The organism is Paenibacillus sp. CB74 (assembly GCF_055687625.1).
Map to the genome: position 1 here is coordinate 6,339,126 of NZ_CM146009.1, position 18,841 is coordinate 6,357,966.

Sequence of the window (18,841 nt, forward strand, 5' to 3'; positions counted from 1 at the left end):
TATAGGAGGTTAATGACATGACCATCTATTGTCCACTACCTTTGGAAGAGCACTATAACAACAATGGGTTTAGCTATCTTGCTACAAACCAGATTGGGAATTTCACGACCTTTGGTTCCTCATACCCGGGTGATGAACTCCCTGATCAGGAGAACGTCCAATGGCAGGATATTCCGTTTCATTTTCCTCTACCCAGACAGGCATTTAATAATATAGAACTGGATAGCCAGCGGATTCCAGTACCATTGGATCTATATTCGACATTATATATTCTGGGTGCGGCAGATAATGGTTCATACCATGAATTCATTAGTTTTGAACGAGCTGGAGAGCGAATGGGGAGAGCATCATTGGATCTGACCAACTGGACTGCGACGACTCCACATTATAATGAAGAGATTATGTTTCAGTGTAGTGGGACGTGTACACAAAAGGGGACCTTGCTGACATCCAAACAGCCTATTATTTGGTTTCAGCAGATTACGCTGGAAGAACCCATTTCATTTGATAAGATTCTAATGCCAGACAATCCATGCATGCATATTTTTGCACTAACCCTAGGGAAGGAGTGGAATATATGAATATTCAGCCAAGAGAAGCACATACAGAAGGTGAAGATTGTTTTACCCTATGTGTAAGTAGCATTCTCAACTATAAAGAAATCACGAATTTCCTGGCGGTATGGAAGCAATGCGGAATGATGTACCATGAAGACCCGGAGAGAGGCACCCCGAAACTTGTCCCTACGTATATGACTGTTGAAAATGAGTTTCAACGCATTCATCATATTGATCTGAACATCGTCAGAAAAAATGAACAGACCGAGGTAATAAAGGAAATCATGACGTTACTTCAGCAAAAAGAAGCAGTTATTGTATGGGTTGATGTATTTTACATGCAGTATAATTCACTCTATCAATTACTTCATTCGTCGCATTGCATTGTCTTGTCCGACTATGCAGACGGGCAGTTTGAGTTTATCGATGATTTTTATCATTTGAAAGGCAATATGGATGAACAGACGTTATTTGAAGCGCTTGATCTAGGTCAGACGCCTTTAATTCGTGAGGGCACGCGTTATCGTTATGCTACATTGGATGTTGGAAATGCTGTCCAACAGGTGAAAGAAAGAGAGTTCTATAACATGCTTCATCAAAATCATGAAATCATGGATGGGAAATCGGAGCAGCTGATCAAGCAGGTTGAGTGGTACGAACTGGTTAATCCGCAAGTAGGCCTGCCTGCCATTGAAAGGTATATAGACTCTACACGTCAGCATATGAAAGATTCATCCGCATTGACCGAGGAATACCTGGACAATATGTATGGCGACTTGGCGAGCATAAGTAATAACAGATATTTGTATGGCCATTTCCTAAGAGAAGGAATACCGTTTAATCCTGATATTGATCAACTGGTGGAAACGTACGAATATGCTGCGCAACGATGGAATCTTGCTGCTAATATGACATTGAAGAGTCAGTACCTGGATATGGATAGTCGTCATAAGATGTTAAATCGGGTTCTGGGTAAAATCGGAGAAATTATAGGTGTAGAACAAGAGGCTCATGACATGGTCAAACATTTTGTTGCGAGTTAGGATGTCAGTCAGTATATTTTACGCAAAAAGGCCCGTGAAGCGAATATCGCTTTACGGGTCTTTTTTATGACTTGTATCATATTAGGCAGCTGCCTTTTTCCGTGACTGCATTCTAAGATACACCTGAGAGAAAATAACGGATGCCAGTGCGACCACGGTCATACCCCAGAAAATATTGGTGTACGCCGAGGAGAGTGGCAAGTTCTGCATCGCCGTTAAGGCTACGCCAGTAACTGCAACGCTGAAAGCACCGCTGAAGAACTGACTGAGTTGGAACAGTCCCATACCTGCGCCCACCTGATCCATGGTCAGGTTACCAGACAATTCATTGGACACGCTGGTGGTCAGGGATGAGAAACCAACGCTGAGCAGGACATACACAGCCATAATGGCGTAGATGTTATTGTCTGCAAATAAGGCGAACAAGCTGGCAGCGGCCAGGAGCAACCATGGTGCAAACTTCAGTAATAATGTATTGCCGTGGCGGTCAATCATTCGACCGATTCGATTGGACAACAGCATGGACACGACTGCGCCCGGGAAGATGACAAGTCCGGATTGAGCAGGGGTCAGTCCATATAGATGCGCCAGAATTTGCGGCAGCAGGAACAGCGTTGAGAAGTTATTGATATACGATACAATACCCAGCGAGCTGAGCATCATATATTTCTTGTTTTTGAACAAAGCAGGCTGAACAAATGGATCTGCCGCGCGCCGAATTCGGAGCCAGAACAGAAGCAGTGCCGCTGCACCGATAACAAGCGTGAACCACTGACGTGAAGTCAGGAATAACAATACACCGGTAGTACCGATCGCAAGAAGCACGGCACCCAGCAGGTCGAATGAACCTTTTTGCGGGGTTTCCCGAGGAAGCAGTTTAAAGAATACAGGAATCAAGAATAACGTTAGTCCCGTAACGATAAACAGATCATGCCATCCCAGAAATTGAGTAATACTTCCCCCAATGACGGGACCAAGTCCAAGCCCCAGTGAACTGGCGGACATGATGACAGCCATCGATTTACCCCGGCGATCATTGGGAATGTATCGTGTAATCAGTACAATGGCGAGACCCGGAACAGAAGCAGCACCCGCAGCCTGAATCAGACGTGCAATAAGCAAAATGATGAAATGATTACTGAAGAACCCGAGAACGGATGCTGCACCAAGTAACGTAAGCCCGGTTGTGAATAATGTACGAATGGGTATGAAATCCGATAGACGTGAGAACGTAATCGAGGAGATGGCAAATACAATGGAATACCCTGTAACAATCCATGAGGAAGCGACGGAAGTAAGCATGAATTCGGCTGCAATTTTGGGCAGCGCCAGATTAAACATCATTGTATTCATAACAACGAGTACAACGGTGAAGCCAAGCAAGCCTACAATTAATCCTTCCTGTATTCCGGTCCGTTCCCCTGATGATGCGGTTGCGGTGTTGTTCATAAAAACCTCCTAAAGTGATGTGTATTTCGCAACATTTCAGAAACGGTGTGTAACATTTGCAAAATGTAGTATGATGTCAATCCCGTGCCTAACAGCAGGGGTTACATAACGAAATCATTAAAGTTCGATTGGTGTCGAACATTAGAAATATATCATGGATCTGTGTTAGAATACAATGCATAGTCTGAAAAAAGGAGACTACCGTATGAAAATTTTACATCATCCACAGGTGTCAGATATTGAACTTTCCTCCGTACTGTATGCGCTGAGTGACCCGACTCGCCTTGGGATTGTTGCGGAAGCAGCCAGAAGCGGGGAGCAGCCGTGCAGCCATTTTCATGCACCTGTTGTGAAGTCAACGATGTCACACCACATTCGAACTCTGCGGGAAGCCGGAGTTATTCGGGTCAGAGTGCAAGGCACCCAGCATTTTCTCACCCTGCGGTCCGATGATTTGGAAATGCGCTTTCCAGGACTCCTGCAACCATTATTGCAGGCCGCAGCTCAGTCGAGCACAGATCTTTCCTAAATGTTGTCCTTTCTTCAGGTCGAAGAGGGGACATTTTTTATTTTCTAATACGGGATGTTCAAAAAAGTAAACGATTCAGCACCGAGAAGGTGAACGCAAGATTCGATGTCGAGTTCGCTTCTTGGGCTACTTCGTGATCAATTGGGGACTTTTTGAACAACCTTTAAAACTGATGCGACATTCTGTGTCGTACCATGCCCTATATAATAACGGTGAACACACAAACCATATTGAAAAGAGGTTCACAACCATTGGCAAAAACCAAAAGAGGACGCGTCTTGTGGAGTCTTCCTTCCAGGGGCCGGGGAACATGCCCGGTATGTAGCAGTACCCGAATAAAATTGTTGTATACGCAAACAAAAACAGACGGTACAAGTCTGAAAGTATGCAAGAAATGCTCCAAAGCAGTGCAATCCAGAGTGGATAAGGCACACGTCTGACATATCAGGCCTGTTCTTCGGAACAGGCCATGTCTTTTGATATAATAAGTGAAATAGGATCGGAAAAGATCGGGGGCGGGAAGATGAGTAATATGCATCGGATTCACTGGTTTGACGAACAGATTCGGGGAGGACGTTTTCCGAATAGCAGCTGGCTTGCCCGTGAATTTGAAATCTCCCGTCGTCAGGCTCAGCGTGATATTGAATATATGGCAAGTTCCTTGCGAGCCCCTTTGGTGTATATGGCAAAATATCGGGGCTATTGTTATGAGGATCAGACTTTTCGATTGCCCCATTTGTATATGACAGAAGAAGAGCAACGTGTGTTGAAATATCTGGCGCATCGATATCGACATTACGATTATGATCAAGCAGACGCGGTGAAACGTGTAGCACATTTGCTGGAGCGTTTTACGTTGGAGGAACAACAGATGGGAAGTAGCGAGCTTCCGGTGTTTTCGGCGCAACCGAAGCAACTGCAATTCTTTGAATTATTGTCCCATGCCATAACTGACTTGCGCAGAGTACATATTCATTACAGGGATCATGATGGAGAACGGCAGTTTTCCTTGTGCCCATTAAAGATGATATCCCAGTTTAACGCCGATTACGTGGTGGGTTATGAAGCAGACCCCGTGCAGCAAGTGGCCATTCGATTGGAAGGCATTGTTCATGTATCAATATCGGATGAGAGATTTGAGTATAGATCAGACGCCTTGCTAGGTGGATGGGAAGAATCATTGCCTGTACGTAAACCGTTTGTAGCTGAGATTCGTTTGAAGGAAGTGCAGCAAATGGAGATGTGGCAGGGGTATCGTATTCGGGCAAGCCACGATCGGATTTATTCGGTTGAATTTTATGACACGGACGCTTTCTTGCAGCATTTGTTTATTAGCGAATGGGAAGAGCTTTTGTCTCCTGGGTGGCTTAGACGCAAGCTTCAGCAAAGCGCAGAAGGGTTGATCCACAGGCTTGGAACATAGAGTGAGTCTGTAAACAGGCAACAAACGAGCAGATGCAGAGCAAGCTGCTGTTTCTCGTAAATACATCAGGCAAACCACCATGGAGAGGAGCTTTTTCTTTGGCTGAAGTCGTGTTAAATAACCTCATCATGAAGCGGGAGTCCAAATCATACGTGGATAGTCTGCATGCGATACTAACCCATACGGTCCAGTTTCAAGGTTCCAAATATGTACTTGCCGGATATACAGGCATGGCTTTCAAGCTGGCGGTGCATCGCCGACTACTTCCCATGTCGGTTACAGCGTATGGACAATGGGGGGAAGCACATCGTCCCGGAGTTGATAACCTGGGGATATTCACGATCTGGGATGGGGGACGTACACGTCATTCCACGTTTGGTTATTACCAGCAGGATGCAGTGAATTGGGTGAGACGCAGTATTGATGAAGGTACTGGTGTGATCTACTGGATTCCTGAGTTCGGTGTTATTTCTGGATATGATGACCGTGACCGCATCTTTTATGTGCAAGACGGATGGAGCAAGGAACCGCAGATTTTGTTGTATGACAATTTCGGTTTAAACTTTACCGGATTTTGGTATTGTCAGGTATTTGGTGGTCAGGTCCGCATTTCTGAACAACAGATGCTGCTGGAATCCCTGCGACTGGCGATAGAGGATTGGGATATTCCCTATCGTCTGTTACCTGATCAGAATATTGCTTCAGGTAGAAAGGCATATGAGGTGTGGGTGCTGGCTTTACGGAGTGGGGATTTTGATGAGTCGGGTGCGGGTTATATTTTGGAATCCTTCTGCCATTCGCGAACCGAAATAAGAATGTATCTGCAGGATGTTCGAGGGATATGGAACGAACTGGATCAGGCTTATAGATGTTATGAACAGCTTGGGACGTTAATTGACCAAATGAAAGGATATATGGTTCAGCAGGAGAATAGACGTGTCTTGAGACCAGATATCACAGAAGATCTAGCACAGTTACTAGTGAAGGCGAAAGCATTAGAAGAGCAGGCTATTGATTATTTTCGATTGATATCCAGGAAGTATCCTGACCGTAAAAGGTCTACTATACCACGGTGGGGAGCACATTCAGCACGATAGATGAGAGAGGAAGGGAGTGAAGGATGATGGCGACAAAAGTAGTATTGCAGGACTGGATTCGCTTCCCGCAAGCCCCAACCTCTGCTGATGCACACCTATCATGGAATGGTGTGGGTTCGTATACAGATGCGATGTACCGTATTTTATTGCACACACAGTGGATGGATTTCCCGCGCCACATGATTGCAGGTATGACGGCAAGTGCATTCCGATTAGTGGTGGATCGGCGTCTGACCGCAGAATCAATCTCGGCATACAACTGGATGGCAGAGAACTTTGTGGCGGCTGATTTTCTTGGCGTAACTACGGGACAGCATGGTGGATTGTCATTTGAACCGACTTTTCCGCTCTATCAGAAGCAGGCCGTATTGGACATCAAGGCGTCCATTGACCGGGGGGTAGGTGCGATTCTCTGGCATGATCAATTTGTCATTGCTGCCGGATATGATGATGCGGAGCAGGTGCTATTCATCTGTGAAAGTAAAGGCAATGAAATCATTCGTCTTTCTTATGATTCATTTGGCAGGAACAGTACGCCATACTGGTACTATCAGGTGCTGGAATCTCATGAATCTGTGGATCTATGGGAAGTTTGCAAGGAATCATTAATTCAGGCCGTATACAAATGGGAAACCCATGACTACATGCTGCCCTCCCAGGATTATGCCTGTGGAGCGGCTGCGTATACGGTTATGGCTACTACTTTGCAGGCTGGAGCATATGATACAGAACAAGCGGCGACTGTACTGCGCTATTATGCCAGATCAAGACTGGACATTGCCTCTTATGTTGCAGGGCTGGCGTACCTATCAGATCGGATGGTTCATGTCATGCATGAGTATGCATTGCTCGCAGAACTGTATTCGGAAATTGTTGATGTAGTTAATGATTCAATCTCATGGAATACGAAGGAACCGAAATGTGTGCAGAACGTGATTGAGCTTATCCGAGAGGCACGAGTGACCGAACAACGTGCCATTGATGCCATTAAACGTGCCTTTCCAGAGACGATACACAATCGCTTTGATGACGTAGGTTTAAGATGAATGAAGCATGATAGCTAACATATTGAAAAGCTCAGCTGAATAAAACCGGAGAGGCGACAGCCGATCCGGTTTATTTGATTTGAACAGATGTGTAACATCAGTTTGTGTGAACCCCGCAATAATAAATTTCACAAGAAAAAATAACCAAAATTTTAATTTTGGGGTAATCCAAACCCCCTATTGTTCCGAATATTATATTAGATGGTCTTTTTTGGATGATGATATTCAAGGATAACAGGGGGCGGGAGTATGGTACATAATCCGGAAACCATTCAGGAATGTATCGAACATGCACGGCAAAGGCTCTACCAGATTGCTGATCAATATGCGGAACTGTGGCATCCGGAGGTTATTCGCCAATCCATGGTGCTGGATGAATTAATTAATGAATATAACAACGCTATTCGCGGCAGAAAAATCTCAAAACAACTGAAATAATGAGCTTATAGAGTGCACTTATACAACGGAGAAGAATCCCATGATGGGATTCCGTGTGTTTGCCTTACTCTTTTACCGCCCCGAGCACAATTCCCTTTACGAAGAAACGCTGCAAGAACGGATACACGAGCAGAATCGGCAGAGCGCCAATAAAGATCTGAGCCGCATTCACCGTACGCTGAGACATGTTCTGGAGCTGCGTTGCATCCACGTTCATGTTGGAGAAATCCTGCTGTACGATTATGGTCTGCATTAACGTGGCGAGTGGATATTTGGAAGCATCATTCATATAGATCAGCCCGTCGAACCAGGAATTCCACTGACCTACCATGGTGAATAAAGAGATCGTCGCAATCGCGGGCATGGAGACTGGCAGATAGATTTTGAACAGGGTCGTGATATGATTGGCCCCATCGATGAATGCAGCTTCTTCCAGTTCTTTCGGTACGTTGCGGAAAAAGTTCATCATCAGAATCAGGTTCCAAACAGCGACCGCTCCCGGCAAAATGAGAGCCCACATCGTATTAATCAGTCCAAGCTTCTGAATCAAAATATAGGACGGAATCAATCCCCCGCTGAACAGCATCGTGAAGATGAAAAACCATGCATATAACGAGCGCCCCTTGAAGTGCAGACTTTCCTTGGATAATGGATAAGCCGTCAGGAAGACAAGTGTCATACTGAGCAGTGTGCCCAGAACCGTACGCTGGACTGAGATCCAGAGTGCACTGAGAAAGTTACTGTTACCAAATGTTTTGGTGTACGCGTCCACCGTAAAATCAATCGGCCAAAGTGTTACCAGATTGGCGGATGCTGCCGCCTTACCACTGAAGGAAACGGCCAGAATATGGACCAGCGGCAGGATGCACAGGATCGAGACGGCCGCGATGAATATCAGGTTAAAACCATTGAATATACGGTACCCGGTTGTTTTGTGATACACCTTGATTCCCCCTTAATGCATTATGCTAACCCTTTTAGAAAATACGATAATTGGCAATTTTGTACGCCATTCGGTACGCGGAGATGACCAGGAACATCGCGACAAATGATTTGAATAGTCCAACAGCGGTCGCAAAGCTCATTTTGCCATTCAGAATCCCCATCCGGTAGACAAAGGTATCAATAATATCGCCTTTCTCATACACCAGCGGATTGTACAGGTTAAAGATCTGGTCAAAACCTGCATTCAGGATATTGCCCAGTGATAACGTACCTACCACGATAATCATCGGCACAAGTGCAGGCAGGGTAATATGTAATGTCTGTCTGAGCCGCGTTGCTCCATCTACCTCAGAAGCCTCATACAATGCGGGATTAATGCCTGCAAGTGCTGCCAGAAATACAATCGTGCCGAATCCAAATTCCTTCCATACATCACTGACCACCACCGTTACACGGAACCAGTCGCCATCCCCCAGAAAGAAAATTGGTTCAACACCAGCCGCCGCCAGCACCTGGTTTACCAGTCCACCTTCCGGTGATAACATATCGAGCAGAATGCCGCCCAGGACTACCCAGGATAGGAAATGGGGCAGATACACCAAGGTCTGTGAGAAACGTTTGAACGTGGAGTTCCGAACCTCATTCAGTAAAATGGCAAATACAACAGGGGCGATAAGTCCGGCCACAATTTTCATTGAAGCGATCAGTACCGTGTTCCAGATGACCTGAACGCTGTCGGGATATTCGAACATGAACCGGAAGTTGTCCCAGCCCACCCATTTGGAGCCAGTGAACCCCAGCCAGGGTTTAAAATCCTGAAAAGCAATAATAATGCCGCCCATGGGCACATAGGCGAACAGCAATGTGAGCAGTACAGCAGGCAGCAGCATCAGATGCAGCGGCCACGTGCGTTTGAAATTCCAGCGGGTACGTTTGCGTGGATGAGGTGTCATTTTTCGTCCCGGCGTATGGGTTGTTAACGGTTGTTCGATAGCCATCAGGGTCCCTCCTTTATCTCGTCCAACCCTGGAAACATGAGGCGAGCAAGCCTCTGCACAGAGTGGAGCAACTGAATTATAGCAACGGAAAAGGGCGGACTATAGAACAACATTTCAATGCGGATGTTGAAATATTAACTTGTTGATGGAAACAGGGGATTACAAGTTGCAGGAAAGCGTGCGAATATAAAATCAACTAGAAATGTAAGGGTTTTCAATATAAAATAGGACTTCGGTATAGAAGGACTTCAAATTCAGGGACAGGGTGAAACGATGAAATTCACAGTATTTGCGAAGACGGTCATTCTCTTAATCTGCCTGCTTGTACCCATTCTGCTGCTCTATACGTACGCGAACCAGGCAAATGTGGATATGGTCGTCGAAGAGAAACAGCAATCGAGTCTGAACCAGTTCAATTATTTCAGTTCTCAGGTAGATAAAAATATCGAGCAGCTTTCGCTGTATGGCCTGACGTTGCTGCGAGATCCGAGTATTCTGCATTACCGCTACATGACGGACTCAACCAGCCAATATGAGAAAAACAGCATCTATCTGGATATTCTCGACAAATTATCGTTGTACCAGTCCACCAGCCGTTGGAAGAACGATATTACCATTGTGCTGCCACAAGCGGAACTTGTGTTATCTACCATGTCCAGCCGGACGGTCTACGATGAGAAAATGTTGACGTTTCCGCAACCTGGTCAATGGCAGCTGGAGAAGGGGAGTTTCACCTACTTTTTCACGGATAACTACGAGTGGAATGAAAAACCGGTGAACGCAGGCGTGCGAACGGTGATGGAGATTGATTTTGACCCGATGAACATCGTTGCCATGTTGGATGATTTTAAAGAAACGCAGGGCGGAGATCCTTTCTTGCTCGTACCAGGTAACGATCCATTGCTGAACCGTACGGCAGACCCCGAACTGGTCGAAGCGATCATGCGAGATATCCCCTTTAACGGACCGGAGAGGGAAGGTAATCATCAGCTGGAGGTGGGCGACAAACAGTATCTGGTCAGTTACGTGCACTCCAAACAACTGCAAGCAGTGTACGTGAACCCGGTGGTATTGGATGATCTGCTGAACCCGATGGATAAGAGCCGAAATATGTTTATTACCTCCATTCTGTTACTGCTCGTGCTGAGTATCGGGGCTGCACTGCTTTTGTATCGAAAAGTTCAGGTGCCCATCCATCGTTTGATGAGAGGGTTGCAACAGATTCGCAAAGGCCAGCTGTCCACACGTATTCCGGTCGATCACTCCCGTGATGAATTCGCGTACCTGACCCAGAGCTTCAACCATATGGCAGAGCAGATTCAGGAACTGATCGAGAAGGTATACGAGGAACGTATCCGCTCACGGGAAGCCACACTGAAACATCTGCAATCACAGATCAATCCACATTTTCTGTACAACTGCCTGTTTTATATCAAAAATATGACCCAGCTTGGCAACCGGGAAGCGGTGATTGCCATGTCGCTAAGTCTGGGAGATTACTATCGCTACATTACGCGAGGCGAGAATGACATGACGACAGTGGAGGAAGAGATCCGGCTATTAGACCATTATCTGTCCATCCAGCAGATGCGGACCAACCGGCTGACCTACGAGATTGCCGTACCGCAGCACTTGATGCAGCTCCATATTCCGCGGCTGCTCATTCAACCCATCGTAGAAAATGCGGTGATCCACGGCATTGAGCCGATGGAGGGCAGTGGGCATGTCGTCGTAACGGGGATGGCGGTACCCGAACATATTGAGGGGCGGAAATATACAAGATATAGCCTGTTTGTAGACAATGACGGTGTCACGCTGACAGCGGAAGAGATTGCGGAATTGGAACGGGAGATCAATGAACCGATGGGCGAGGAGATTGGAACAGGCACGTGGAATGTGCACCAGCGTCTCGTTACGCGTTATGGGCTGTCGTCTGGTCTTCATTTTGGAGCGATTCCCTACGGTGGACTTAGTGTAGAAATTCGATGGTTTGAGGAGGAACAACCGCATGATGAATCTGATGGTCGTGGATGATGAACATTCCGCAGTAGAGTCGATCGCTGTCTCCATACCGTGGAGAGAACACGGGATTGGTCAGGTATTCAAAGCTTATTCAGTCAAAGAGGCACTGGAACATATGGCAACACATCAGGTCCATATTATTATCACGGATATCCGCATGCCGGGTATGTCCGGTCTGGATCTGGTCAGTCACATTCGGCAAAAGTGGGAACAGACCAAATGTATTATTTTATCGGGGCATGCTTCCTTCGATTATGCGAAGCAGGCGCTCAAACATGGGACAGTCAGTTACTTGCTTAAACCGGTCCGTGATGAGGAACTGATCGAATCCGTGCAGCAGGCCGCCGTGCAGATTCGCCTGGAAGGTGAGAAACAAATGCTGCATCAGCGGGCCATGTATTCGGTAAGGGAGCATCTGCCCGAGAAGCGGGCGGAGCTGATGAAGGATGTACTGTTAGGGCATAAATTTGCGGATGCTGAACTCGAAGGCAAGTTGGGGCAATTGGAGATCGGGTTCCGGCCACAGGATAAAATGCAGCTGCTGCTCATCCGGTATGATGACCATCAACCCACACATAGAGCATTTCGACTGATGAAGTACGCCATCTCCAATGTGGTGGAAGAGATCTACGGCAGTACCTATCATCTCTGCCATACGGATGACGCCTATGATGATCTGGTCTTTATGGCCAGTCCCAAACAAACCCAAGCCGAACCGGAAATGCTAATGGGCCGACTTGGAGAACGGTTGCTTCACAGTGTGAGGCAGTATCTGAACGCGACCATTTCCCTGTCCGTTAGTCGTATGGGGCGTTTTCCAGATCAGGTGCCTCAGCTATATCATCAAGCCGTCAGTGCACTTCGCAAGCAAGCCGATGCGGGCAAAGGATTACATCTGAATCCGGCAGCGGGAACCAATGGAGCCACGTTGAAGTCACTTGCGGCGCTGTATGAACCGCCAGGTCTGACGGCGCTGCTGGAAGCGGGGCGCATGGAGGATGCACACCGCAAGATTGATCAGATCTTTGCTGAACTGTCGAACAGTGTGTTCCCGGAACATGTGTATGTGGCTTTTCATTATCTGGCGGCGGCTTTCTCCTATATGGCTCATCGGGAAGGAAGGCAGTTAGCCGAAGTGCTTGGCGAGCAGTACCAGCAGTTGCTCAAGGATGGTTATGGCATCTCACTGCGTAGTCTGGAAACGTGGACTCGGTCTGTGATGCAGCAGTGGGCTGAGAGCACCAGCGATGCGGGTCAGGATGCCGGATCAACGCTGATTCGGCAGGTGCAGCAATGGATTGATCATCATCTGGGCGAGGATCTGTCGTTGCAGGTCATTGCCGGAGAGGTGCATCTGCACCCGGTATATCTGTCCAAAATGTACAAACAATCCACAGGCGAAGGCATTAGTGATTACATCATCCGTTCCAGAATGGAACGTGCGGTTCATTTGCTTAAGCATACGGCGATGAAGATCTATGAAGTCGGTCAGGAAGTGGGGTACAACAACACGCCTTATTTCATTCAGGTGTTCCGCAAACATTATGGACTGACCCCGCAGGATTTTCGGAACGGTTAACAAATCGATATGAACATTGAAATTGTGATATATGTTTGCCTCCCCGGCTGCACTATCCTTTTCATGTAAGGTGCATTTGGCACATAAGGGTATCCAAGTTACCTGAGGAGGGGTTAGTTCATGTATAGAAAAATGATGACGGCATTACTCGCAATAACGATGGTTGCTGTAACGGCATGTAGTTCGGGGGCCAAGGAAGAACCGGCCAAGGAAGCTGCTGCACCACTTGCTCTGCAAGACGGGAAGTATGAACCTGAGGTACAGATGAGTTATCTACGAGCCTGGAATGATGATACGAAATTCAAGAATGGGGAAACCGCACAGAACAATGTGCATACGAAATGGGCCAAGGAACGACTCGGCATCGATCTGACCACACCGTGGGCTGTATCGGTAACGAATGATGCATTTTACACGAAATTGCGCCTGTCCCTGTCGGCTAACGAAGAACTGCCGGATATTGTATCCATTCGGGGAGACTACAATCTGGTGCGGGAATTAATTGAGTCCGGCAAATTTGCGAATGCAGGCGAGTTGTTTGACAAGTATGCTTCGGACACATGGAAACAGGCATCCGAATCGGCACCGGAAGAATGGTATCCGTACATGTATGAGGGCGAGCGTTACGGTATTCCAATCTTCGATTATGCCTACAATGGTGATTCGGTCATGTTTATCCGGGAAGACTGGCTGAAGAAGCTGGGACTGGAAGAACCGAAAACGATCGATGAGCTGGTTACGGTCATGGATGCTTTTACGAATCAGGACCCGGATGGAAACGGTAAGAAAGATACGTATGGTCTGACGGTGGGCATGAAAAATGCGCTGAATACCTGGATGACGGAATCCGGCTGGATCTTCGGCATGTACAACACGATGCCTGGACAGTGGAATGATGCTGGAGACGGAACACTGCAATATGGTTCCATTCAGCCAGGCGTGAAGGAAGGCCTCGCGACAATGAAGGATTGGTTGTCCAAAGGTTACCTGCCCAAAGAAGCTGGCGTGTATGACGAGATCAAGGCAGCAGAACTGTTTACCGCAGGTAAAGCAGGCATTATCGTTGGACCACACTGGATGCCAAATTGGCCGATTGATGATGTGAAGAAAAATGTGGATGGTGCCACGTACAAAGCCATTGCATTACCTACTGGGCCAACAGGTGAGAGCCACCAACATGGATCTGGTGCAAGCAATGGCGTTGTGTTGATTAACAAAGACATGGCGAACCCGGAGATTTTCTTCACATATCAGAATTATCTGTTCGACAATTTTGCCAACCCGGAAGTAGGCAGCGAGTTCGAGCATGGCTTCGCGCAAGGATATGACTATGACATCGTGGATGGCAAAGTCGTTGGTGAAGCTGAAGTGAAGGATGGCGTATCACCACTCAAATATACGATTACGTATGATGGTGCCCGAATTCCGAATCTGATGATGGATACGCTGGCGGAACTTGCGAAGGGCAAAGAGCCAGAGACTCCTTTTGAGAAAAATACGAAGATTGCCAACAAACCTGAAGTATTTGCGGCCGCTGAAGTGGTCGTTGCGAATAAAGATAATGCGATCAAGAACAAATTCACGGGAGCTCCAACCGAGACGATGAAAATGAAGAAGGACGCAATCGACAAGCTGGAGAAGGATACGTTCAGCAAGATCATCTATGGCCAGGTGGGCATTGAGGAATTTGATGCGTTTGTGACGAAGTGGAAATCCATGGGCGGCGATGATATTACCGCCGAAGTGAATGAGTGGTATAAGACAGTTAATTAATATTCAAAGCAGGTTAGAACTGATGAATTCATCAGTCTAACCTGCTTTTTGGTATGTCTCAGATATATTATGACTCGCAGCGGACAAAGGTAACGTTTTTGCCTAAAATCACATTATCCACCTTCCATCCGGCATTTAACCAGGATAGCGCCTGTGTATGATTCATGGCATTATTCACCCACCATTGCTCGCGATTATAGGCTGTCGGGGGTAACTTAAATCCGAGAATTTCCTCAAGCTCTGCATATGTAAGGGTGATTGCAACCTGATTCAAATAGTTTTCCAAAGGGAAGTATTTGCTGTAGCTCATTTCGTCTGACCTCCTGAAAAGGAATATCATGATTATACAACGTGGGCATGATGATAGCGAGGGCATACCGAGAGCCTACATAGATGTGAAAGGCATCCGTAGATCTCTTTGACTAGGGCATGTCTTAAATACCACTTATGGTTATCTTTCACCACCTTTTCTCCCCCTGCTGCCTTATTGTTCCCCATGTACTTGAGAGAGTAAAATAATAGGTAGTATACGAACAACAATACGTATTTATAACAGAGATGCCCCGGATTGGTCCGGGATTCATAGAGGTTCAAGTTTGGTTGATGAACATCATTAGATGCATGGGAAGGCAGGAGATTCGATGAGTACACTTTATGACCAGGCAATGGAAGAGATGATAACGACAATTCATGAATGGTTTGATGAACAGGAACAGCGGGATGACTTGGAAAGTGTTGTGAAGCGAACTACGCTGCAAATGGGCATTTTCAATGATATTTTGCTGGATTATAGACCTGGACGGACTACAGTAGACAGTGTGGATCTGGGTTTGGATGATGGTCTGAAATCGAAGCAGGCAGGAGCCTTTACCGAGGAACAGGTTCGTAACGAGATTGGACCTAGGCTAGTAGAGGTTGTTCAGGGAAGACTGGACAAGCTGGCCGATTCCCCGTTGATTGACTATCGATTTACCTTCCGTGGTAAATTCCCTACAACAGAAGGAAAGCTGCAACTGACTTTGCTGGAATATATCAATGAAGAGAAAAAGCAGCAGTTGCTTGAGCGTATTCATACATACATTGATCAGAAGCTGGAGAATGGTGCATATCCAACAAAGCCGTTGGAATCCTTCTTTTTGACGCGTCATCTGCTTGACCCTAAACTGTTTCCTGAACTGGATGTGGCATGGATTCTCAGGCAGTATGACCGGATTCAAGAGTTGAATCAGGGTCGCCCGGAGGCGCTTGCCGAACATCGTGGTGATATTACTCGTGCGTTGAAGGCATGGGCGGAGAGTCAGTTCTTGCCACAGTATTATGATGTGCAGTCTTCTGCATATCGTACCAATGAATATTCGCTTAAGCCAGGAGCGACGTTGGAATGGGATGTTGAATCACAGACAGACCAATCGTCGGATAAGAAGCAGAAGGCGCAAGTAGCCGGGACTCAACCGATAGATCTACTGTTATACGCGGCGGTGATGATTCTACGATTTGAGCCGAATTATAGCAAAGCCGAAGGTCAGACTTACCTGGAACTCGCGAAGCAACTCGGCAGCAGACGTGCGGCACTGATGATGACGGAAGGCAGCGGGACGTATGCGAAAGAGGATATTCATGTGAAAACGGAAGAAGTGGAATGCAAAGCAAATGATGTATTCGCTCTGATGACCATTCACATTCGGAAGGAAGATCCTGGTGCCTATCAGCAGGCACTTACCTTTATCACTCATTTGTTGAAGCAGGGCTTTCCAAAAAGTTATAAGATCAAGCTCAAGTCCAGTGTAAAACAATATTTGCCGATCAAAGGACTCGCCAAGTCGGATACGCACCGATTCTTTGCCAATGCATTGAAGTACCCGGAGCTATATTCACTCCTGGAAGAGTATGCGCGTGAGGCTATCCAGGAGTTTGAGTTTTACGAGGATACCGAGGGAGAGAAAAATGGTATGCCAGGCAGTTATGCAACCTTTGGACTGGGTCTTGTGGATGAGCGGTATTTCCCGCTGATTGAATATTACATGGGCGAAGTGGATGATGAGCATCAGTTAATTCAGGATAAGTTCATTGCGGCATTTGTGGAACAACAGGGTGTAACGGCTCAGTCCATACCTGCGTTAGTCGCCAGCTTGCGTCGTTCAACGGATAGTCTGAAGCTGAAGATTCAGCCTGAGCTGGAGAATGATGAAATACTCGAACGGTTGGTTAGGCAGATTCAAGGACTTGAGCATTACGAAGTGGAACGTGTACTTTACCCAATCTTCGGCAAGGTGGAGAAGCTCACAACGCTCGCTCGCAAAGCGGAAGGAAGACGGAAGGAATTATTGCTGAAACTGTTGCAGGCCGCAGGCAAATAAAAATGTAAACAGGGCAAGGAAGATTGTACTGGGCCAGACAGTGGAGCATTTTAGCGAATTGAAAGTGCATTAGGAGAGGCGGGGGAAGTTGTGGAAGCTTTGAGTCGAGACATGTGGCAGGAGTTGAATGCCCAGGACAAAGAGGCTTGGATGCGTAAGCTGATTCATCAGTTACCGGAAGGTATGGTATATGAGGGTCTCGAGACATTTGAACGATTCGGTCAGCGAATCCAGACAGGTGTGTTTACGCATGAAGAGGAGAGGTTTGTATTTGTGCCTGGGAACCGCATAACCCTCGGCTGGGATCGTTGGCAATATGGAATGAACGAAGAGACCTCAGCCGACCTGCATGAAACGGTCAGTGAGTATGGTGTGGAGGACGTGGATTCGTTTCTGGCGAGTCAGATGTCACCTGTCAGAACGGTTAACATTGCGCCCATGCTCGTGGAATGTGAGAACATTTCGCTGGGCTGGATTGAAGTGTCCGAGGAGGAAGCCTTCGCGCAGGAAGATTCTGATTTTCCGGCAGCACTGGAGCAGTTTAAACAGTCGGAGATCCGTGAAAATGAATTGCATCAACAATTCCGTCTGATTCGCCAAAGTGAAGATGAAGTGCGAATCCTGTGGTTCAACGAGGGAATAGAACTGGAAGACGTCGTGAGAGAGGAAGCAGCGGCGGGCTTTGGTCTGCTGACTGAAGACGAATGGGAGTATATCTATGGTGGCGGTTGTCGCACGTTATTCCCTTGGGGAGACAGCTTCGACTATACGATGAGATTGAGGCATTTTGGAAGTGTGGAAGGCATGGATGAAACTGTGGATGGATCGGCAGAGACGGCCTCTTCACGAGTTGAAAAAAAGGATGATCGTGCTTATGATCTGGAACTGCCGAATTTCTTTGGCATAAAGTTTGCTGGTGATCCCTACAAATATGAGCTTACGCTCGATTCGGCTGGGGATGTGATGCCCAAAGGCGGAGACGGCGGGAGTCTGATATGTGGTGGTACAGGGCCTCTGGTTGGTTTCTTGCCTGCTGCTGCGGTCTATTATCGAGACGTTAATGCCAGTGAACTCGACTGGGAGGATTTGATGGATGCGATGGTGTATCGCAGGGTTGTTCGTTTAACGGAATTGGTACTTTAATTATGATGAAACGTATCTATCAAGCTGTTGCTCCATATACGGATGAGGAAATTCAGATCATCATGGAGCGGCAGTTGTTGGAAGAGTTATTATATCTGCCCTTATCCGTTGGCATGTTTCATCAGGACTGGAGGGTCGCACAGAATATATGTCTTCGGGTGGCAGATCATCCGAATGCCAATGTCAGAGCCAATGTAGTCATGGGTTTGGCTCATACGGCACGTACCAAAGGAAAATTAGAAAAACGGCTAGTAAAGCCTGTTGTGCTGAAGGAACTTAGGGAGAATAGTGCATTTAGGGGAACCATCCTAGACGCCATCGAAGATATCAATATGTTCATGAATTGGAGACTAGGGAGAAAGCATTTGGAGAAAGGAGAGCACGATGTTTAAAAGATATTTCCTCACATACATTGCGACACATAAAGGGCAAGGATAAAATA

The 18,841-nt window shown here is 46.9% G+C and carries 18 protein-coding genes and 1 pseudogene; 15 read left to right on the plus strand and 4 right to left on the minus strand.

The annotated features are described in order from the left end of the window. Window positions 1–17: 17 nt before the first annotated feature. Entirely contained in the window at window positions 18–581 is a 564-nt protein-coding gene (locus ACX9NY_RS27870; protein WP_472476267.1) for a hypothetical protein, read from the plus strand. Further along, complete coding sequence (locus tag ACX9NY_RS27875) at window positions 578–1,600, plus strand: BtrH N-terminal domain-containing protein (RefSeq protein ID WP_472476269.1); 1,023 nt, start codon at window positions 578–580, stop codon at window positions 1,598–1,600. The genes ACX9NY_RS27870 and ACX9NY_RS27875 overlap by 4 nt, the downstream gene beginning before the upstream one ends. An 81-nt stretch (window positions 1,601–1,681) precedes the next feature. Here the strand turns inward: ACX9NY_RS27875 and ACX9NY_RS27880 are convergent, their stop codons facing one another. Then, window positions 1,682–3,049 carry an MFS transporter gene (locus ACX9NY_RS27880; RefSeq protein ID WP_472476271.1) on the minus strand — a complete coding sequence of 456 codons (1,368 nt, stop codon included), beginning with the start codon at window positions 3,047–3,049 and terminating at the stop codon, window positions 1,682–1,684. A 205-nt stretch (window positions 3,050–3,254) separates the two neighbouring features. Between ACX9NY_RS27880 and ACX9NY_RS27885 the strand changes: the two genes are divergently transcribed. The 6 genes from ACX9NY_RS27885 (at window position 3,255) to ACX9NY_RS27910 (ending at window position 7,582) form a co-directional block, all read left to right on the plus strand. Beyond that, complete coding sequence (locus ACX9NY_RS27885; RefSeq protein WP_339237907.1) at window positions 3,255–3,578, plus strand: ArsR/SmtB family transcription factor; 324 nt, start codon at window positions 3,255–3,257, stop codon at window positions 3,576–3,578. Between the two features lie 251 nt (window positions 3,579–3,829). Then, window positions 3,830–4,018, plus strand: coding sequence for a hypothetical protein (locus ACX9NY_RS27890; RefSeq protein WP_076253532.1), 189 nt, complete (start codon window positions 3,830–3,832; stop codon window positions 4,016–4,018). Window positions 4,019–4,101: 83 nt separating this feature from the next. Beyond that, the gene (locus ACX9NY_RS27895; RefSeq protein ID WP_472476273.1) at window positions 4,102–5,001 is read left to right on the plus strand and encodes a helix-turn-helix transcriptional regulator; all 900 of its coding nucleotides are present in this window, start codon (window positions 4,102–4,104) and stop codon (window positions 4,999–5,001) included. Window positions 5,002–5,099: 98 nt separating this feature from the next. Continuing rightward, window positions 5,100–6,098: a hypothetical protein gene (locus tag ACX9NY_RS27900; protein ID WP_472476275.1), complete on the plus strand. Its 999-nt coding sequence runs from the start codon at window positions 5,100–5,102 to the stop codon at window positions 6,096–6,098. Between the two features lie 23 nt (window positions 6,099–6,121). Continuing rightward, window positions 6,122–7,144 carry a hypothetical protein gene (locus tag ACX9NY_RS27905; protein WP_472476277.1) on the plus strand — a complete coding sequence of 341 codons (1,023 nt, stop codon included), beginning with the start codon at window positions 6,122–6,124 and terminating at the stop codon, window positions 7,142–7,144. Window positions 7,145–7,393: 249 nt separating this feature from the next. Beyond that, window positions 7,394–7,582, plus strand: a complete 189-nt coding sequence (locus ACX9NY_RS27910) for an aspartyl-phosphate phosphatase Spo0E family protein (protein WP_339257504.1) — start codon at window positions 7,394–7,396, stop codon at window positions 7,580–7,582. 64 nt (window positions 7,583–7,646) lie between these two features. On the opposite strand, the gene ACX9NY_RS27915 is transcribed toward ACX9NY_RS27910, so the two are convergent. Beyond that, window positions 7,647–8,525: a carbohydrate ABC transporter permease gene (locus tag ACX9NY_RS27915; RefSeq protein ID WP_017692164.1), complete on the minus strand. Its 879-nt coding sequence runs from the start codon at window positions 8,523–8,525 to the stop codon at window positions 7,647–7,649. A 34-nt stretch (window positions 8,526–8,559) separates the two neighbouring features. Further along, entirely contained in the window at window positions 8,560–9,480 is a 921-nt protein-coding gene (locus ACX9NY_RS27920; RefSeq protein WP_124118238.1) for an ABC transporter permease, read from the minus strand. 318 nt (window positions 9,481–9,798) lie between these two features. Here ACX9NY_RS27920 and ACX9NY_RS27925 point away from each other — a divergent pair, with 318 nt between their 5' ends. The 4 genes and pseudogenes from ACX9NY_RS27925 to ACX9NY_RS27940 all read left to right on the plus strand — a co-directional run bounded on the left by ACX9NY_RS27925 (window position 9,799) and on the right by ACX9NY_RS27940 (window position 14,899). Beyond that, a complete protein-coding gene (locus ACX9NY_RS27925; RefSeq protein WP_339237901.1) occupies window positions 9,799–11,559 on the plus strand; it encodes a sensor histidine kinase in 1,761 nt (586 codons plus the stop codon). Further along, window positions 11,546–11,821: pseudogene (locus ACX9NY_RS27930) on the plus strand (response regulator); the annotation flags it as partial. The gene ACX9NY_RS27925 and the pseudogene ACX9NY_RS27930, both read left to right, overlap by 14 nt. A 945-nt stretch (window positions 11,822–12,766) precedes the next feature. Further along, a complete protein-coding gene (locus tag ACX9NY_RS27935; protein ID WP_445252612.1) occupies window positions 12,767–13,126 on the plus strand; it encodes a helix-turn-helix transcriptional regulator in 360 nt (119 codons plus the stop codon). A gap of 120 nt (window positions 13,127–13,246) precedes the next feature. After that, window positions 13,247–14,899 (plus strand): extracellular solute-binding protein, encoded by a 1,653-nt coding sequence (locus ACX9NY_RS27940; RefSeq protein WP_472476280.1) that lies wholly within the window; start codon window positions 13,247–13,249, stop codon window positions 14,897–14,899. A 67-nt stretch (window positions 14,900–14,966) separates the two neighbouring features. Here the strand turns inward: ACX9NY_RS27940 and ACX9NY_RS27945 are convergent, their stop codons facing one another. After that, window positions 14,967–15,209 (minus strand): DUF7662 domain-containing protein, encoded by a 243-nt coding sequence (locus ACX9NY_RS27945; RefSeq protein WP_339237895.1) that lies wholly within the window; start codon window positions 15,207–15,209, stop codon window positions 14,967–14,969. 331 nt (window positions 15,210–15,540) lie between these two features. Between ACX9NY_RS27945 and ACX9NY_RS27950 the strand changes: the two genes are divergently transcribed. The 3 genes from ACX9NY_RS27950 (at window position 15,541) to ACX9NY_RS27960 (ending at window position 18,791) form a co-directional block, all read left to right on the plus strand. Beyond that, window positions 15,541–17,256 carry a DUF6138 family protein gene (locus ACX9NY_RS27950; RefSeq protein ID WP_472476282.1) on the plus strand — a complete coding sequence of 572 codons (1,716 nt, stop codon included), beginning with the start codon at window positions 15,541–15,543 and terminating at the stop codon, window positions 17,254–17,256. Window positions 17,257–17,346: 90 nt separating this feature from the next. After that, window positions 17,347–18,399, plus strand: coding sequence for a hypothetical protein (locus ACX9NY_RS27955; RefSeq protein WP_472476284.1), 1,053 nt, complete (start codon window positions 17,347–17,349; stop codon window positions 18,397–18,399). A 2-nt stretch (window positions 18,400–18,401) separates the two neighbouring features. Beyond that, window positions 18,402–18,791, plus strand: coding sequence for a hypothetical protein (locus ACX9NY_RS27960; RefSeq protein ID WP_472476286.1), 390 nt, complete (start codon window positions 18,402–18,404; stop codon window positions 18,789–18,791). The last annotated feature ends 50 nt before the right edge of the window (window positions 18,792–18,841 follow it).

Excerpts from the sequence above, each read along its gene's own strand:
- ACX9NY_RS27870 (WP_472476267.1), top strand. The coding sequence starts at position 18 with ATGACCATCTATTGTCCACTACCTTTGGAAGAGCACTATAACAACAAT.
- ACX9NY_RS27875 (WP_472476269.1), top strand. The coding sequence starts at position 578 with ATGAATATTCAGCCAAGAGAAGCACATACAGAAGGTGAAGATTGTTTT.
- ACX9NY_RS27880 (WP_472476271.1), bottom strand. The coding sequence starts at position 3,049 with ATGAACAACACCGCAACCGCATCATCAGGGGAACGGACCGGAATACAG.
- ACX9NY_RS27885 (WP_339237907.1), top strand. The coding sequence starts at position 3,255 with ATGAAAATTTTACATCATCCACAGGTGTCAGATATTGAACTTTCCTCC.
- ACX9NY_RS27895 (WP_472476273.1), top strand. The coding sequence starts at position 4,102 with ATGAGTAATATGCATCGGATTCACTGGTTTGACGAACAGATTCGGGGA.
- ACX9NY_RS27905 (WP_472476277.1), top strand. The coding sequence starts at position 6,122 with ATGATGGCGACAAAAGTAGTATTGCAGGACTGGATTCGCTTCCCGCAA.
- ACX9NY_RS27910 (WP_339257504.1), top strand. The coding sequence starts at position 7,394 with ATGGTACATAATCCGGAAACCATTCAGGAATGTATCGAACATGCACGG.
- ACX9NY_RS27920 (WP_124118238.1), bottom strand. The coding sequence starts at position 9,480 with ATGACACCTCATCCACGCAAACGTACCCGCTGGAATTTCAAACGCACG.
- ACX9NY_RS27925 (WP_339237901.1), top strand. The coding sequence starts at position 9,799 with ATGAAATTCACAGTATTTGCGAAGACGGTCATTCTCTTAATCTGCCTG.
- ACX9NY_RS27935 (WP_445252612.1), top strand. The coding sequence starts at position 12,767 with ATGCAGCAGTGGGCTGAGAGCACCAGCGATGCGGGTCAGGATGCCGGA.
- ACX9NY_RS27940 (WP_472476280.1), top strand. The coding sequence starts at position 13,247 with ATGTATAGAAAAATGATGACGGCATTACTCGCAATAACGATGGTTGCT.
- ACX9NY_RS27945 (WP_339237895.1), bottom strand. The coding sequence starts at position 15,209 with ATGAGCTACAGCAAATACTTCCCTTTGGAAAACTATTTGAATCAGGTT.
- ACX9NY_RS27950 (WP_472476282.1), top strand. The coding sequence starts at position 15,541 with ATGAGTACACTTTATGACCAGGCAATGGAAGAGATGATAACGACAATT.
- ACX9NY_RS27960 (WP_472476286.1), top strand. The coding sequence starts at position 18,402 with ATGATGAAACGTATCTATCAAGCTGTTGCTCCATATACGGATGAGGAA.